This window comes from Pelagirhabdus alkalitolerans (assembly GCF_900096905.1).
GTDB lineage: Bacteria > Bacillota > Bacilli > Bacillales > Amphibacillaceae > Pelagirhabdus > Pelagirhabdus alkalitolerans.
The window spans coordinates 71,201-88,361 of sequence record NZ_FMYI01000002.1; the positions used below are offsets into that span (position 1 = coordinate 71,201).

Below are 17,161 nucleotides of genomic sequence, written 5' to 3' on the forward strand. Positions count from 1 at the left end.
GGTTACACATGAATGGAAGTGTATGCTGTGCGGACTTATAAATCATTTGATTGGTTTTTGTTTGTTATTATTAGTTTGCTTATTATAATTGGCATCCTAATGGTGTATAGTGCTTCTTCAGTTTGGGCTATACACCGATTTAATGATGGGTTTTATTTTGCTAAACGTCAGTTGTTATTTGCATCATTCGGCTTCATTTTAATGTACATACTCTCATTTATACCTTACCATGTGTACAAATCACTCGCGAGACCACTATTTTTAGTTAGCTTACTACTTGTTATAGCTGTCGTAATACCAGGTGTTGGTCTCGTGCGAGGTGGGGCAAGAAGTTGGATTGGAGTAGGTGCTTTTAGTATTCAACCTGCTGAATTTATCAAATTGAGTTTAATTATGTACTTGGCACGACTCATTACTAAAAGAAAGATTCAACTTGATCACTTTTTTAAGTCATTTTTGCCATTAGTTTTGTTGATTGTTATATGCTTTGGTTTAATAATGCTTCAACCCGATTTAGGAACAGGTATGGTTCTAGTTATGTCGTCTCTGATTTTACTTTTTATCGCTGGCGCTAAAGTGTCCTATTTTGTAGGGCTCATAACTCTTGGTGTCATCGGACTTATCTTACTAATTTTATCTGCTCCATACCGAATAAATCGAATTACAGCTTTTTTGAATCCTTGGGAAGATCCTTTAGGGAGTGGCTTTCAAATTATACAGTCTTTGTATGCCATAGGTCCCGGCGGATTATTCGGCGTTGGTTTTAATCAAAGTTTGCAAAAATATTTTTATTTACCTGAGCCGCATAATGATTTTATTTTTTCCATTGTTTCAGAAGAGTTTGGTTTTATAGGTGCAGCCTTTATTATCTGTCTATTCGTATTGTTGATTTATCGTTTAGTTCGAATTGCCTTTTTTGCTACAGACCCATTTGCATCATTAGTCGTCTCTGGGATCACTGCTATGATTGCGATACAAGTGATGATAAATATTAGCGTTGTCATCGGTTTAATTCCAGTCACTGGCATTACACTGCCTTTTTTGAGTTATGGAGGATCTTCACTGACACTACTCCTCGCATCTATGGGCATCGTTTTAAATATTAGTCGAGCTTAAAGAGTCTGAGATAAAAGTAAATAAGTCAATGTAATAGCCGGGCAAAAAATAGTATTTTTACTATTTTTTGCCCGGCTATTTGTTTACATATTTCAATGCATCCTGAAATGGACGAGTTTCTTGCGGGAAGAGCACGAGTGAGAAGATCCACTTTAGAAGCGAGTTTTGCTTCTAAAGTTAGCTGAGGCCACGTGAGCTAAAAGTTAAGTCTGTTTCAGATTGCGATGCCCTTTTGATCGAATGGATTGTGTTTTTAAGGTATTCATTTTTGCTTTGTCCCAGACTCTTTTTAGTTAATTCTTCAAATTCAACCGATAGACTCATGCAATTTACCATAATTTAAGAGATAATTATGCTATACTTTAGTTAACTCTATGAAACGTACATAAGAGCTAAATACTATAAATAAAAAAGGAAGAAACAATGATGAAAGAAGAGAAGGTTGTCTCGATTGAAGATCGAATCCCAAAATTAAAAGAAGCACGGCGAAAAAAGACTAATCGGCGTTTGATTTTTTATATCGTTCTTTTTTTCTTTTTAATTTCAATAGTTCTTTATTTACAATCTCCGTTGAGTTATATTGATGAAATCAATGTTTCCGGCTATGAATACATAAATCCCGACCGAATTGTAACAGAAAGTCATTTATCTGAAGAAGATAATATTTGGGCGATATCGACAGAGGAAGTAGAACACACGATTGCAAGTTTAGAGGAAGTGGATTCTGCACAGGTTAGTCGTCGATTTCCGAACCACATTGAAATTGAGATTGAAGAATTGGATAAGGTTGCTTATATGAATCGCGGTGAATTCTTTTACCCATTATTAGAAAATGGTACAACATTAGCTGCTATTCGACTTGTCGATTGGCGGGGAGATGCTCCTTTATTATATGATTTTCAGGAAAATCAATATTTAGATTTGTTGTTAGAAGAGCTTTCTTCACTATCACCCTCAGTGATGCGTCATATCTCTGAAATCCACTACAATGCAACGGAATCAAACCCATATATTTTAAAATTATTAATGAACGATGGTTTTGAAGTTGAGACAAGTATTCGTAACTTTAGTAACAATATGAGTAGTTATCCATCCATCACCGCTCAACTCGACCATGATGAGCAAGGTATTATAGAAATTGGTGAAGGTGGCGCTGTATTTAATCGATACACGGATGACTATGATCAAACAGAGGATGAAACAGAAAATGAAGATGAAGAGTAAGCGAGCGATATTATCACTAGTATTATTCACATTCGGCTTTTTAATTGCGGCTAGTTTTCAAAATACAAAAGCATTTGTGTTTGAACAAGAAGATGTTGATCCGGATTGGGAACGAACATTTTATTATACTCAACAATTGATTGATTTCGAAAAGCAGAATCAAGACCTTCAACAAGAAATTAATGAAGTAAGGGCAGATATTTTACAATTTGAGAATGAACTGGTTAGCTCCGAAGAAGAGATTAAAGATACTGTTCAGGAAAAAATTGATTTGCAAGCCTTAAACGGTGAACTTCCAATTGAAGGGCCGGGTATCTTTATTACATTAAAAGACCAAGAGTATGTACCTTCAGAAGAAAGCATTGATGATTATATTGTGCATGATCGTCATGTTCAATTGGTTATTAACGAATTATATAGTGCTGGAGCCGAAGCCATTGCAATTAATGGTCAACGTATTTATCACGATTCACATATTGTATGTACAGGCCCGGTTATTTCAGTTGATAATCAACAATACCCTGCACCATTTGAAATTGAGGCAATTGGTAATCCGAATACATTAAGGGAAAGTATGGAATTAGATCGAGGTGTAATCGATCAACTTGTCAATGAACAAATAGAAGTTGAAGTTGGAGCAAGAGAACAAATTAACATGAACTCAAAATTAAGATAGTGGTGAGTGATCAATGTCTATAAAAACACAATTAATTTTTGCTTTAGTCCTGTTTTCAATCGGTTTTTTGACTGTTATTTTTTTTCAGACATCTGATGAAGAGGACATTAGACAGACAAGAGATATGTGGGAGTTAAGGTCTGATTTGGAAGAACAGCAAGAATTGCAGCAAAGACTTCAATCAGAGTTGAATGAATTAAGACTTTCGTTTTTGGATTATGAATCAAATTCAACTCAAGATCAAATCGAAACATTAAATCAATCTGTACAACAACTTGAAAAAGAAGCTGGTTTAACACAGATTGAATCAGAAGGTATAAAAATTGAACTTAAGCCTAATTATTCAACTGAAGATCCCGAAAATGGTTTCCCGAACATAACACCTGAACTTTTGCATCGTTTAATTAATGAATTGAATGCATATGGTGCAAATGCGATTGCAATTGGTGAGGAAAGATTGATGAATTACACAGCCATTCGTGAAGTTGATGATCGAATCTATATGAATCAACGTCCATTACCTAATTTACCTGTTACGATTAAAGTAACTGGCGAGGATGTAGATCGTTTATATAATTATATGGAGGTAAGCCCATCTAAAGATGAGTTTGCTATGCATAATGTCACGTTAGATATTACTAAAGAAAATCATGTCACTTTGCCAGCATATGCTGAAGAAATCGACTTTGATTATATTTCTGTGAATGAAGAAGCTGATCTAGGAGAGAGTTAATATGTGGTTACCATTATTGTTTTTACTATTAGGAATAGGACTTGGTTTTTTAACAGATGTATCTGTTCCGGAGCATTTTGCTAGTTATCTATCGATTGCTATTTTAGCAGCACTCGATACGCTTATCGGTGGAATTAAAGGATACTTAAATAATGAATTTGATCCACATAATTTTTTAACGGGTTTTTTCTTTAATATAACGTTAGCTGTGATCATTACATTTATCGGGGATCAGTTGGGGGTAGACTTATATTTAGCTGCTGTTGTCGCTTTTGGTTTAAGATTATTTAATAATCTTTCCATCATTCGACATCATTTATTCAATTATTATCAAGAAAAACGTAAGAAAAGGATAAAAAATGCAGGAAATTAGTTATTTGATGTAGAATGGTGTAAATATTCACTTAAATGTAAATATAGTATTAATAGACACACAAATTAATGGTATACTAGGGTGAAGAAGTAGTTATTATAAAAATAGATTATGGATTGTTTAGGAGGTGCCTTCATTTTGAACAACAGTGAGCGATTAGTCAGTCTAGATATAGGTACATCAAAAATTAAGGTTGTAATTGGAGAAGTTCAAAAAGATTCTTTGAATATAATTGGTGTCGGAACAGCTAAATCAAATGGAATGAAAAAAGGTGCTATTGTAGATATTGATGAGACAGTACAATCAATTAAAGCAGCGGTAGAAGAAGCTGAGCGCATGGTTAATATGAGTATTGACCGCGTCATTGTCGGCATTAATGGTAATCATATTGATTTGCAGTCGTGTCAAGGAATCGTGGCTGTGGCAAGTGATGATCGAGAAATTGGTGATGAAGATGTTAAGCGTGTCATTGATGCAGCACAGGTCATTTCAATTCCACCAGAACGTGAGATTATTGATGTTATTCCCAAGCAATTTATTGTAGATGGATTAGATGAAATTACCGATCCAAGAGGAATGATTGGTGTCCGTCTAGAAATGGAAGGCACGATTATTACATGTGCAAGAACAATGTTACATAATATTTTGAAATGTGTTGAAGGTGCTGGTTTAGAGGTGATTGACATTTCCTTGCAACCTCTAGCATCAGGAGCTATCGCGTTATCGAGTGATGAAAAGGAATTAGGTGTCGCTTTAATTGACGTTGGTGGTGGTTCAACAACGGTTTCTGTCTTTGAAAACTCACATTTAGTTGCAACAAGTGTGATTCCATTAGGTGGAGATAATATAACAAAAGATATCGCCATTGGACTAAAAATTAGTACCGAGGAAGCTGAGAAAGTTAAAGTTGAGCATGGTCACTCTTATTATCCTGAAGCAATGGAAGAGGAGACGTTTGATGTGTCTGTTATTGGCAGTGATCAAGTGTATACATTTAACCAATTAGAATTAGCAGATATTATTGAAGCTCGTATGGAAGAAATTTATACATATGCAGCAAGAGAGATTAAAAAAATGGGGTATGGTGAATTACCAGGTGGCTTTGTGTTAACCGGTGGTTGCATGAGAACACCAGGTGCTTTAGAATTAGCACAAGAGATGTATTATGCAAATGTACGCGTGGCCATTCCAGATTACATTGGTGTAAGAGAACCACAATTCACATCTGGTGTGGGTATTTTGAAATTTGCGCACAAAAATGCAAAGATACAAGGCAAAGTATTAGGTGACTCTGTCACAGAATCAGCGCCAAAAACAGAAAAGATGGTTAAAAAATCGGACAAATTAAAACCTAAAAAAGAGAAAAAAGCAGCGCCTAAACAAAAGAAAGAATCGAGTGTAGCGAATTTGTTTAAGTATTTCTTTGATTAATTAAAAATGAGTATTGATCATTGAATGGATGCTTTCGTTATTATTGTTAAGTATAGGAGGAAGTTACATGTTAGAGTTTGATACAGAATTAGATGAATTAGCAACGATTAAAGTCATCGGTGTCGGTGGTGGCGGAAATAATGCTGTAAACCGAATGATTGAACATGGCGTTCAAGGAGTAGAATTTATAGCTGTCAATACAGATGCACAAGCTTTGAATTTATCAAAGGCAGAAGTGAAGATTCAATTAGGTACGAAATTAACGCGAGGACTTGGAGCTGGTGCGAATCCCGAAGTTGGTCGCAAAGCTGCTGAAGAAAGTAAAGAGCAATTAGAAGAAGCACTAGAAGGTGCTGATATGATTTTCGTGACAGCCGGTATGGGTGGGGGAACAGGTACTGGTGCCGCACCTGTTATTGCTCAAGTTGCAAAAGAAATTGGCGCACTAACTGTGGGTGTTGTGACGAGACCCTTTATGTTTGAAGGGCGTAAACGTTCAACTCAGGCAGTTAATGGTATTGACGGCTTAAAAGAAAACGTTGATACGTTGATTGTCATTCCGAATGATCGCTTGCTTGAAATCATTGATAAAAACACACCGATGTTAGAAGCGTTTAGAGAAGCAGATAATGTCTTACGTCAAGGTGTTCAAGGTATCTCTGACTTAATTGCTACACCTGGTTTAATTAACGTTGACTTTGCCGATGTTAAAACAATAATGGTAGATAAAGGATCAGCTTTAATGGGAATTGGTGTTGCTTCTGGCGAGAATCGAGCAACAGAGGCCGCTAAAAAAGCGATATCGTCCCCGCTCCTTGAAACATCGATCGATGGTGCTCGTGGTGTTCTCATGAATATCACAGGCGGTGCCAATTTAAGTTTATTCGAAGTGCAAGAGGCAGCAGATATTGTTACCTCAGCAGCGGATCAGGAAGTTAACGTAATTTTCGGTTCTGTTATTAATGAAGAATTAAAAGAGGAGATTGTCGTCACCGTTATTGCGACTGGATTTGATGAATCTGCTCCAAATCAGCCCGAAAGAAAACGACCAAGCACCATTAATCAGCAGGCGGCTACGAAAGAGACACCTCTAAATGACGCATCTCAAGAGCCAGCAAGCGAGCCTGGTTATCGTCAAGAAGAGGACACTTTAGATATTCCAACATTCTTAAGAAATCGAAACAGAAGAAGGTAAATAAAAAAAGAGTCTAATACAAAAGTAAATAAGTCAATATAATAGCCGGACTAAGATAGTACTTTAACTATTTTAGTCCGGCTATTTTTTATATATCTGATAGCAATTTGGAATGGATGCGCCCCTTGCAGAAAACGATGGGAAAGTTATTGCCTTTTAATCATGGTCTATATGACGTGTGATGGGTGGTTCACTTGCCATGGGCACGATTTCAGCTAACTGAGGCAAGAAAAGGCGCTTCTCACACCGAATTTTCATTTCGTACTTTTTTCACAGCGTATCATCACACGTTAACCTAAATAGAACACATGCCGTTATATTGTGGTAAAGTATTCTCAACAATTCCACGTAAGACCCCTCTTCTTCTTAATTAGATTTTGTTGATTTAAACAAACCCTAACCAAAAGATGATCACACACATTTAATCAATGTGTGTTGACTACGAGACGCCCTCGGCAAGCGTGTGGTCGGACACATACCTCTTTACAACAAACCACTAAGTGGAATCAAAATGTTTAAATTTCTGATTGAATAGCATGGGACTGTTTCAGATTGCGATGATCTTTTGATCGAATCGTATGTGTTTTAAGATTATCACTTTTGTTTTGTCCCAGACACTTTATTTTAGACATTTTTACAATGAATCCAACAAAATTATTGTGTGATACTAGCAGACTCTGACAGACTTTTTTCCTCCTTTAACTTAAACTTAAGTTAATTCAATTCAATATTGAAATGAGGCCTTTAAATCTTGAAACTCTATCTTGATCTCATTTGGCTATTAAATTTTTTATTTGATTTTATGATCTTGCAACTTACGGCTCATTTCGCAAGGCACCATGTGTCTAGAATTCGTTTAATAATAGGTTCTTTTTTTGCATCATTGCTCGTTTTTGTTGTGATCTATTATCCAGACGCATTCCTTTTAACCCCAGTAGGTAAACTCATCTATTCAATAATTATTCTTATGGTGACATTTTTAAAAACATCATTTAAACAACTGATTAAATTATGGGGGCTCTTTTACTTTATTACATTCTCACTTGGAGGTGTGTTGATAAGTTTACATTTTTTCTTTGACTATTCCTTTACGATGGAGAATGCAACACTTGTGACAGATTCAACTGGATACGGAACACCTATTAGCTGGTTATTTGTTATAACGTTGTTTCCTGTGACTTGGATGTACACTAAACGTGTCATTGATGATCGTTCCTTAAAAGATCTTGATTTAAACCAATGTATCATGTGTCAAATTGAATTTAATAATCAATGCGTTACAACGGAAGGCTTTGTTGATACGGCAAATCATTTAGTTGATCCAATTAGTAAAACACCAGTAGCGATTATTGACCTATTTATCATTGAACAGCTCTTTACAGAACAAGAACAGGCAGTCTTAAAAACGATTCAAGATAATTTTAACGTTGATCAATTGCCAGAGGAGCTAAAAAACAAATTTCATCTCATTCCGTTTAAAGGATTAAAAGAAAAACACGGATTAATATTGGCTTTTAAACCCGATCGATTCATCATGAATACAGACAATGGTGCCATTGGACTTCAAAAAGTTTTTATTGGATTACAATTTACAACATTTACGAGTAAAAACCATTATCATTGTTTAGTTAGTCCTGTGATGCTCAACCAGATGTGTCTTGTTTCATAACTAATGTGCTAAAGGAGATTCATAATGATTATGTGGACAAAATTTAGAAATTGGCTTCAAAAATTTATGATTAAGTTAGGTTTTAAACCTAAAGGCATTTATTACATAGGTGGAAATGAGGCGCTACCACCTCCGCTGTCAAAAGAAGAAGAATACCAATTGCTCATCAAATTACCTGAAGGAAATCAAGCAGCTAAAGCAATGCTAATCGAACGTAACTTGAGGCTAGTTGTTTATATCGCTAAGAAGTTCGAGAATACAAAAATAAATATTGAAGATCTGATCAGTATTGGAACCATTGGTTTAATTAAGGCTGTTAATACATTTAATTTAGAAAAAAAGATAAAGTTGGCAACTTATGCTTCCAGGTGTATAGAGAATGAAATTTTGATGTATTTAAGAAAAACAAATAAACTAAAATCGGAAGTTTCATTTGATGAGCCGTTGAATGTTGATTGGGACGGAAATGAACTATTATTATCTGATATATTAGGAACAGAACATGATATTATTGAAAAGGACATTGAAAAAACGGTTGACAAAACGTTACTAAAAAAAGCGTTAAATGAGTTAAATGAACGCGAAAAACAAATAATGGAATTGAGGTTTGGGTTAGTCGGACAAGCTGAAATGACACAGAAAGATGTAGCCGAACTTCTTGGTATATCTCAATCCTATATTTCAAGATTGGAAAAGAAGATTATAAGGCGATTACAGAAAAGCTTTCAAAAAATGGTTTAATAAGTCAAGGTAATTATTACCGGGATTAATTCATTTGCCAATGGTGATACTGACTGTGAATGGACAACACAGGAGGGTCATACATGGTCAGGCAAAAAGTCGAAATATGTGGTGTTGATACATCTAAACTTCCCGTTTTAAAAAATGATGAAATGAAAAAACTTTTTATGGCACTTCAATCAGGTGACTTAACTGCACGTGAAACACTTGTTAATGGGAATTTGAGGTTGGTGTTAAGTATTATTCAACGTTTTTCTAATCGTGGTGAATACGGAGATGATTTATTTCAAGTCGGATGTATTGGTTTAATGAAATCAATTGATAATTTCGACTTAAGTCAAAATGTACGTTTTTCAACTTATGCTGTCCCTATGATTATCGGTGAAATTAGACGCTACTTACGTGATAATAATCCAATTCGTGTTTCCAGGTCTTTAAGAGATATTGCATATAAAGCGTTAAAAGCTAAAGAAAAAATGGTAAACAAGACATTAAGAGAACCGACATCACAAGAACTTGCTGATGAGTTGGGTTTATCAAATGCTGAAGTCATTTTCGCACTCGATGCTATACAAGATCCTGTTTCCTTATTTGAACCGATCTACAATGACGGAGGCGAAACGATTTGTATTATGGATCAAATCAGCGATAAAACAGAAAAAGAAGATGATTGGTTGGATCACTTATCCATTAAAAATGGAATGAAAGAATTGAAACCGCGTGAGAAGTTAATTATAAATAAGCGATTCTTTCAAGGTTTGACACAAATGGAAGTAGCAGAAGAAATAGGGATTTCACAAGCGCAAGTTTCGCGGCTTGAAAAGTCGGCCATTGCAGAAATCAAAACAGATATGTTTCAAGATAAATTGAACTAATACGAATGATCCGCTAGTGTTTTGCTAGTGGATCATTCGCTTTTTTGTTTTATATATAAAGTTATCGTTTTCTACTGTTTGACATATTTATAAACAAAGGAGATGAACGAGATGATGTATTCCGAATTACAAACAAAAGAAGTTGTCTCAGTTGGGACAGGTGAACGATTTGGTTACATAAAAGATTTGGAAATCGATATTAAAAAAGGGCAAATTACTCAACTCATTATCTGGAAACGTTCTTGGTTTCAAAAGTATGATGAGGTATTGATTGCGTGGACAGATATTGTACAATTAGGTGAAGATGTCATATTGGTAAAGTAAAAGAGAAAAAGCTCAAAAAATGTGATAAAATATGATCAAAAAGGAAGGTCTTATGGAACCATTCAAAAGAGAGCACTCGAGTTATTTAACAATAAAACCAATACACGAATCTACACCATTGATAGCAGGTATCACAACACGTTTAAATGGTTTTAGTAAGTCGCCGTACGATCAATTTAATATGGGCTTGCATGTTGGGGATGAAAAACAAGACGTTTTAGCTAATCGTGAGAAATTAGCAGATTACTTAGAGTTTCCTATGAAGAATTGGGTTATATCGGAACAAGTCCATTCAAACAACGTAAAGATTGTGACAGATGTTGATAAAGAGGCAGGAGTTTATGATATAGACTCCGCTATTAAAGGAGTCGATGGATTATTAACACATCAAAGCGGTATATTACTTGCTGGCTTTTTTGCTGATTGCGTTCCCTTGTATTTCCACGATCCAGTAACGGGTTGGATCGGACTTGCTCATGCAGGATGGAAAGGGACAGTGTCTAATATAGGTGGCTCCATGATTCGAAAAATGTCGGAAGAAGGAGTAAATCCCATAAATATTAATGCTGTCATAGGTCCTTCGATCTCTAAACAACGTTATGAAGTCAATGAGTATGTCTATCGAAATATTCCTCAAAAATATCATGAGGATTGTTTAACATTTCATAAAAAAGATCATGCTCTACTTGATTTAAAAGCTCTAAATGAACGGCTACTCATAGACATGGGTATTTCCGAAAATAATATTTATAAAAGTCAAGTTTGTACGTATGAAGCAGATGATTTATACTCACACCGTCGAGATCAACAACATACCGGAAGAATGCTAGGGTTTATAGGGCGCTATTAATAAGGAGGTAACAAATGTCTGTCTTAGATAACTTAAATGAAATTGAATCCAACATAAACGAAGCATGCAAGCGATCTAGTCGAAATCGTTCTGAAATCACACTGATAGCTGTCACAAAATATGTTACAATAGAGCAGACTGAAGAAGTTTTTCATTCAGGATTATATCATTTAGCCGAAAACCGTGTGGAAGGATTTCAAAAGAAACATGAAGCACTCACTTCTGATGCGATAAATTGGCATTATGTAGGAGAACTTCAATCGAGAAAAGTAAAGAAGATTATAGATGATGTAGACTATTTTCATGCGCTCGATCGTGCGTCTGTTGCTAAAGAAATTAACAAAAGAGCATCACAACCTATTAACTGCTTTGTTCAAGTGAACGTAAGTGGAGAAGAATCAAAAAGTGGACAAACTCCAGAAGATACAATTCCATTTATAAAAAGTCTGGAACACTATCCGAACGTTAAAATCGTGGGTTTAATGACGATGGCCCCTTATACAAATGATCAAAGCGTATTGCGGCAAACGTTTAAGGATTTAAGAAAATTAAGAGATGATGTGAAGGCACTTGATTTATCCCATGCACCTTGTGATTTTTTATCAATGGGGATGAGTAATGATTACACAATTGCTATTGAAGAAGGTGCAACGCATATTCGAATTGGTTCTGAGCTTGTCAAACCAGAAAGGTAAGGTGAAAAAAGATGAGCCTAAAAAACAAATTTCGTACGTTGTTTTCAGTAGAAGATGAAGAATATTATGAAGAGGCACCCTCAGATGATGTACATGAAACAGAAGAAGAGTTGGCGGCTACCGGACAACGCTCATCAAAGAAAAACAATAAAAATGTTGTCAGTTTGAAGTCTGTACAAGCCCAAGCCAAAGTGGTGTTATCAGAACCTAGGTCTTATGATGAAACACAAGAAATTGCGGATCACATCGTAAGCAGAAGATCAGTGGTTATCAACTTGCAACGCGTTGATTATGAACAAGCAAAAAGAATTGTTGATTTCTTAAGTGGAACGGTCTACGCTGTTTCTGGTGAAATTCAAAAATTAGGACCGCATACATTTTTATGTACACCAGATAACGTTGAAATATCAGGAAATATTACACAAATGGTAGAAGAGGAAGATTATTAAAAGGTGGTAAGTAGATGGGATCGATTCAAAGTTTAGCACTTACGTTGGTAGAGTTATACCAATTTGCTATTGTAGGATATATATTAATGTCATGGTTTCCGGGGGCGCGAGATTCATCAATCGGTTTATTTTTATCTAGAATAGTCGAGCCATATTTAGAACCGTTTAGAAGTATTATTCCCCCATTAGGGATGATCGATATTTCTGGTATTGTTGCGCTTATTACGTTACGATTTGCTAGAAATGGTTTGATCGTATTATTTAACATGTTGTAGTTGAGTGGGTGGATGCTATGGAAATATACCAACACTTTAGACGAGAAGAGCAGCCGTTTATTGATCAAATTCTCAACTGGAAAGATCAAGTAGAAGAACAATATGTGACACGTTTTACAGATTTTTTGGATCCGAGAGAACAACATATTTTTAAAAGTATTATAGGGAACGATGAGTCATTCGTTCTAAGCTTTTCGGGTGGTGTTGAAGAATCTGAGCGAAAACAAGCGATGCTCGCTCCATTCTATGTCAATGCATCAGAAGAGACATTTCCAATGACGGTTATGCAAGCGACGTTTGCTACTAAATTTATTACGATTGAACATCGAGATGTATTAGGTTCTGTTTTATCGCTAGGATTGACACGTAAAAAAATTGGAGATATTGTCGTTGATCAAAATGATGGTGTCATCCAACTTGTTGTTTCTGAAGATGTCGGTGATTTTATCTTGATGCAGTTGACTTCAATTAAAAAAGCAACGGTTCGATTTAAAGAAGTTGAACCTCATGAGTACTATCCTTTGCAAAATGAGTGGAAATCTCATGAGACCACCGTCAGTTCAATGCGACTGGACGTGTTAGTTAAGCATTTTTATTCATTATCGCGCAACCAAGCGTTAGATGTTATAAAAAAAGGTCGCGTGAAAGTGAATTTCAAACAAGTGGAAGACCCTGCTTTTATCGTTGCGCAAGGTGATTTGCTTAGTTTCAGGGGGAAAGGGCGAAGTCAATTAGATACCATTTTAAAAGAAACGAAAAAAAAGAAATGGCGTATTCGTTATCGGATATTGTTAAAATAATTAAAGAAAATAAAGGATTATTTATGCAATTTGTCGAATGAGTAGCATTGTAAAGATTAGATTATTAGATTAGGAGGTGGCCGTTGTGCCATTGACACCATTAGATATTCATAATAAAGAATTTACTCGAGGACTAAGAGGTTATGATCAAGATGAAGTAAATGAATTCCTTGATCAGGTTATTAAAGATTATGAAATTGTGATTCGTGAAAAGAAAGAATTAAAACGTGAAGTTGAAGAATTACAAGAAAGATTAAGTCACTTTTCTAATATTGAAGAAACATTAAATAAATCGATTCTAGTTGCACAACAAACTGCTGAAGAAGTGAAAGGGAATGCGACAAAAGAATCGAAGTTGATTGTAAGAGAAGCTGAGAAAAACGCTGATCGAATTATCAATGAAGCATTGGAAAAATCACGTCGAATCGAGATTGAAGTAGAAGAATTGAAAAAACAAGGTAAAGTATTTAGAACACGTTTGAAGATGTTAGTTGAAGCTCAACTTGAAATGATCGAAAATGGTGATTGGGATCAACTATTGAATGTTCAATTTGGTGATGAACAAGAAGACACAGACGAAGAACAATAACCTTTCAATCGAGACTTGACGTCGATGTATTTATTACATATAATTCTATAGACAGGATTGAAAGTAAATAATTAAAAGCAATGCGAGGAAGAGTAAGTTTATTCTATTTATAAAGCGAGCTAGGAAATGGTGTGAGCCTAGTTAAATGAATAAGCTGAAGATCATCCTCAAGCTTCCTATATGAACGTAAGAGTAATTTAGGACGTCTACGGTCACGTTACGACTATGAAGAGTGAGTCACAACTTGTGACTAACTAGGGTGGTAACGCGAGGCTCTCGTCCCTTTTTATAGGGATGAGAGTTTTTTTGTTTTTAAACAATTTAAATGTATAGATCTAATGTACGATTATAAAAGAGGAGGCAAAATGATGGATTATAAAGACACACTGCACATGCCGAAGACAGATTTCCCAATGCGAGGTAATTTACCGAACAAAGAGCCTCAAATGCAACAGGATTGGGACGAACAACAACTTTATCAGAAGGTACAGGAACGTACAAAATCTCGAAAACGTTTCGTCTTACATGATGGCCCTCCGTATGCCAATGGCGACCTTCACATGGGGCATGCATTAAATAAGATTTTAAAGGATTTTATTGTTAAATATAAATCGATGTCTGGATTTAATGCGCCATATGTACCTGGTTGGGATACGCATGGTTTACCTATTGAGCAAGCTTTAGCTAAAAAGAAAGTCAATCGTAAAAAAATGTCTACAGCTGAGTTTCGTCAAAAATGTGCGGATTATGCCATGAAACAGCTTGATAACCAACGTACACAATTTAAACAGCTCGGAGTCCGTGGCGATTGGGAAAATCCTTATGTCACGTTAGACAAAGATTATGAAGCGGCACAAATTGAAGTGTTTGGTGAAATGGCTAAAAAAGGTTATATCTATAAAGGGTTAAAACCTGTTTATTGGTCACCGTCTTCTGAATCTGCACTAGCAGAAGCGGAAATTGAATATCAAGATAAGCGTTCACCTTCTATTTATGTTGGTTTTGATGTGAAAGATGGAAAAGGGTTACTAAATGGAGATGAAAAATTCTTAATTTGGACAACAACACCTTGGACCATTCCAGCTAATCTTGCAATTGCTTTACATGCTGATTTAGATTATATCGTCGTCGAGGCGAATAATCAGAAAGTGATTATTGCAAAAGAGCTGCTTGATGATGTTAAAGAAGCGCTAGAATGGGAAGACTATAACATTGTCAAAACATTTAAAGGGCACGAAGCAGAAAATCTTGTAGCACAGCATCCATTATATGATCGTGAATCGCTTGTGATTTTAGGTGATCATGTCACAATTGATGGTGGAACGGGACTTGTTCATACAGCACCTGGTCATGGTGAAGATGACTTTGTCGTTGGTAAACAGTATGGTTTAGATGTGCTATGTCCTGTTGATGAAAAAGGGGTCTTTACAGACGAAGCACCTGGATTTGAAGGTGTATTTTATGATAAAGCAAATAAAGAGATTACAGAGGCTTTAGAAGAAAGTGGAGCACTGTTAAAACTCGAGTTTATTACACACGCTTATCCTCATGATTGGCGCACGAAAAAGCCTGTTATTTATCGAGCGACGAATCAGTGGTTTGCATCGATTAAAGCGTTCAAAGAAGATATTTTATCAGAAATAAACCGTATAAAATGGCAACCCAAATGGGGCGAAACGCGTCTTTATAATATGGTTCGTGACAGAGAAGATTGGTGTATTTCGCGTCAACGTATATGGGGTGTACCTATCCCTGTATTCTATGGTGAAGATCGGACACCAATTATTACCGATGAGACGATCTCACACGTTGCTAAACTATTCCGTCAACACGGATCGAACATTTGGTTTGAATGGGAAACGAAAGACTTATTACCAGAAGGTTTTACATCTGACCACAGTCCGAATAATGAGTTCACAAAAGAAATGGACATTATGGATGTTTGGTTTGACTCAGGGTCATCACATCAAGCGGTTTTAGAAGAGCGAGAAGACCTTCATCGACCGGCTGATTTATATTTAGAAGGATCTGACCAGTACCGCGGTTGGTTTAACTCTTCAATTTCGACTGGCGTAGCTGTAACAGGTCAATCACCTTATGAAATGATTTTAAGTCACGGTTTTACATTGGATGGACAAGGAAGAAAAATGAGTAAATCCGTCGGAAATGTTGTTGTACCATCTAAAATTATGAAACAATATGGTGCCGATATTTTACGTCTTTGGGTCGCTTCTGTGGATTATCAGGCAGATGTAAGAGTGTCTGATGAAATTATTAAGCAAATTGCCGAAGGTTATCGTAAGATTCGAAATACGTTCCGATTCCTACTAGGTAATCTAGCTGATTTTGATCCAGCTCATGATCAAGTGAAAGATCAAGATCTACATGAAATTGATCGCTATATGGTTGTTAAATTACAACAAGTGGTTAAACAAGTATTAAATGCATATGATGAGTATGACTTTTCTACGGTTTATAGTACGATCCATCAATTCGCTTCTAAAGAGCTCAGTGCATTTTATTTAGATTATGCGAAAGATATTTTATATATTGAGAATAAGGACAATCAACGCCGCCGTTCTATTCAAACGGTGTATTATGAAGCGATTCAAACGCTCGTTCAATTGTTAACGCCAATATTAACGCATACAGCAGAGGAAGTATGGCAACACATTCCGAATGTAGAGGCAGAGTTTGTTCAATTAACAGATATGCCAGAGCCTAGAGATATTGAAGGACAAGATGAATTGATTGAAAAATGGGATCAATTTGTTGTCATCCGTGATGATATTTTGAAAGCATTAGAAGAAGCAAGAGCTGAAAAAGTGATCGGTAAATCGTTAGAAGCAAAACTGACGATTGCACCGTTAACGACTGAAGCGAAGCAATTATTAAACGAGGTCGATTCTTTAGATCAACTCTTTATTGTATCGCGTGTTGATGTCGTTGATCATTTAGAAGGTCATAAAGCGTATGAACATGTAAGTGTGGCAGTTGAGAAATATGATGAAGAAAAGTGCGAACGTTGCTGGGTAGCTTCTGAAACGGTTGGAGAAGATGATCATCATCCAACGCTATGTAAACGTTGTGCGTCAATCCTATCTAATTAAGGTTGATTCAAAACATTCAGGTGATATGCTCACCTG

The 17,161-nt window shown here is 35.9% G+C and carries 18 protein-coding genes and 1 other annotated feature; all 18 genes read left to right on the forward strand.

The features are described from left to right. Nucleotides 1–12: 12 nt before the first annotated feature. Complete coding sequence (gene spoVE, locus BLR62_RS02540; RefSeq protein WP_176759194.1) at nt 13–1,116, forward strand: stage V sporulation protein E; 1,104 nt, start codon at nt 13–15, stop codon at nt 1,114–1,116. 426 nt (nt 1,117–1,542) lie between these two features. Continuing rightward, nucleotides 1,543–2,340 (forward strand): cell division protein FtsQ/DivIB, encoded by a 798-nt coding sequence (locus BLR62_RS02545; protein ID WP_090792769.1) that lies wholly within the window; start codon nt 1,543–1,545, stop codon nt 2,338–2,340. Beyond that, nucleotides 2,324–3,016 carry a DUF881 domain-containing protein gene (locus BLR62_RS02550; protein ID WP_090792771.1) on the forward strand — a complete coding sequence of 231 codons (693 nt, stop codon included), beginning with the start codon at nt 2,324–2,326 and terminating at the stop codon, nt 3,014–3,016. The genes BLR62_RS02545 and BLR62_RS02550 overlap by 17 nt, the downstream gene beginning before the upstream one ends. Nucleotides 3,017–3,029: 13 nt before the next feature. Beyond that, nucleotides 3,030–3,749, forward strand: coding sequence for a DUF881 domain-containing protein (locus tag BLR62_RS02555; RefSeq protein ID WP_090792774.1), 720 nt, complete (start codon nt 3,030–3,032; stop codon nt 3,747–3,749). Between the two features lies 1 nt (nt 3,750). After that, complete coding sequence (locus BLR62_RS02560; RefSeq protein WP_090792776.1) at nt 3,751–4,122, forward strand: small basic family protein; 372 nt, start codon at nt 3,751–3,753, stop codon at nt 4,120–4,122. A 138-nt stretch (nt 4,123–4,260) separates the two neighbouring features. Next, a complete protein-coding gene (gene ftsA, locus BLR62_RS02565) occupies nt 4,261–5,553 on the forward strand; it encodes a cell division protein FtsA (RefSeq protein WP_090792779.1) in 1,293 nt (430 codons plus the stop codon). A 67-nt stretch (nt 5,554–5,620) separates the two neighbouring features. Beyond that, nucleotides 5,621–6,748: a cell division protein FtsZ gene (gene ftsZ, locus BLR62_RS02570; protein WP_090792781.1), complete on the forward strand. Its 1,128-nt coding sequence runs from the start codon at nt 5,621–5,623 to the stop codon at nt 6,746–6,748. 751 nt (nt 6,749–7,499) lie between these two features. Continuing rightward, a complete protein-coding gene (spoIIGA, locus tag BLR62_RS02575; RefSeq protein WP_090792783.1) occupies nt 7,500–8,417 on the forward strand; it encodes a sigma-E processing peptidase SpoIIGA in 918 nt (305 codons plus the stop codon). Nucleotides 8,418–8,441: 24 nt separating this feature from the next. Beyond that, nucleotides 8,442–9,158: an RNA polymerase sporulation sigma factor SigE gene (gene sigE / locus BLR62_RS02580; protein ID WP_090792786.1), complete on the forward strand. Its 717-nt coding sequence runs from the start codon at nt 8,442–8,444 to the stop codon at nt 9,156–9,158. A gap of 83 nt (nt 9,159–9,241) precedes the next feature. Beyond that, nucleotides 9,242–10,033 carry an RNA polymerase sporulation sigma factor SigG gene (gene sigG, locus BLR62_RS02585; RefSeq protein ID WP_090792789.1) on the forward strand — a complete coding sequence of 264 codons (792 nt, stop codon included), beginning with the start codon at nt 9,242–9,244 and terminating at the stop codon, nt 10,031–10,033. A 111-nt stretch (nt 10,034–10,144) separates the two neighbouring features. Next, nucleotides 10,145–10,357, forward strand: coding sequence for a YlmC/YmxH family sporulation protein (locus BLR62_RS02590; protein WP_245719381.1), 213 nt, complete (start codon nt 10,145–10,147; stop codon nt 10,355–10,357). Between the two features lie 31 nt (nt 10,358–10,388). Further along, a complete protein-coding gene (gene pgeF, locus BLR62_RS02595; protein WP_245719382.1) occupies nt 10,389–11,207 on the forward strand; it encodes a peptidoglycan editing factor PgeF in 819 nt (272 codons plus the stop codon). A gap of 14 nt (nt 11,208–11,221) precedes the next feature. Beyond that, nucleotides 11,222–11,902 (forward strand): YggS family pyridoxal phosphate-dependent enzyme, encoded by a 681-nt coding sequence (locus BLR62_RS02600; protein WP_090792797.1) that lies wholly within the window; start codon nt 11,222–11,224, stop codon nt 11,900–11,902. 11 nt (nt 11,903–11,913) lie between these two features. After that, on the forward strand, nt 11,914–12,351 hold the full coding sequence (locus BLR62_RS02605; protein WP_090792799.1) for a cell division protein SepF: 438 nt from the start codon (nt 11,914–11,916) through the stop codon (nt 12,349–12,351). A gap of 14 nt (nt 12,352–12,365) precedes the next feature. After that, nucleotides 12,366–12,626, forward strand: coding sequence for a YggT family protein (locus tag BLR62_RS02610; protein ID WP_090792802.1), 261 nt, complete (start codon nt 12,366–12,368; stop codon nt 12,624–12,626). A 17-nt stretch (nt 12,627–12,643) separates the two neighbouring features. Beyond that, a complete protein-coding gene (locus tag BLR62_RS02615) occupies nt 12,644–13,426 on the forward strand; it encodes a YlmH family RNA-binding protein (protein WP_090792804.1) in 783 nt (260 codons plus the stop codon). A gap of 85 nt (nt 13,427–13,511) precedes the next feature. Continuing rightward, on the forward strand, nt 13,512–14,015 hold the full coding sequence (locus tag BLR62_RS02620) for a DivIVA domain-containing protein (protein WP_090792807.1): 504 nt from the start codon (nt 13,512–13,514) through the stop codon (nt 14,013–14,015). A gap of 71 nt (nt 14,016–14,086) precedes the next feature. After that, nucleotides 14,087–14,302: a binding site (T-box leader), on the forward strand. A gap of 81 nt (nt 14,303–14,383) precedes the next feature. Next, entirely contained in the window at nt 14,384–17,125 is a 2,742-nt protein-coding gene (ileS, locus tag BLR62_RS02625; RefSeq protein WP_090792810.1) for an isoleucine--tRNA ligase, read from the forward strand. Nucleotides 17,126–17,161: the final 36 nt, after the last annotated feature.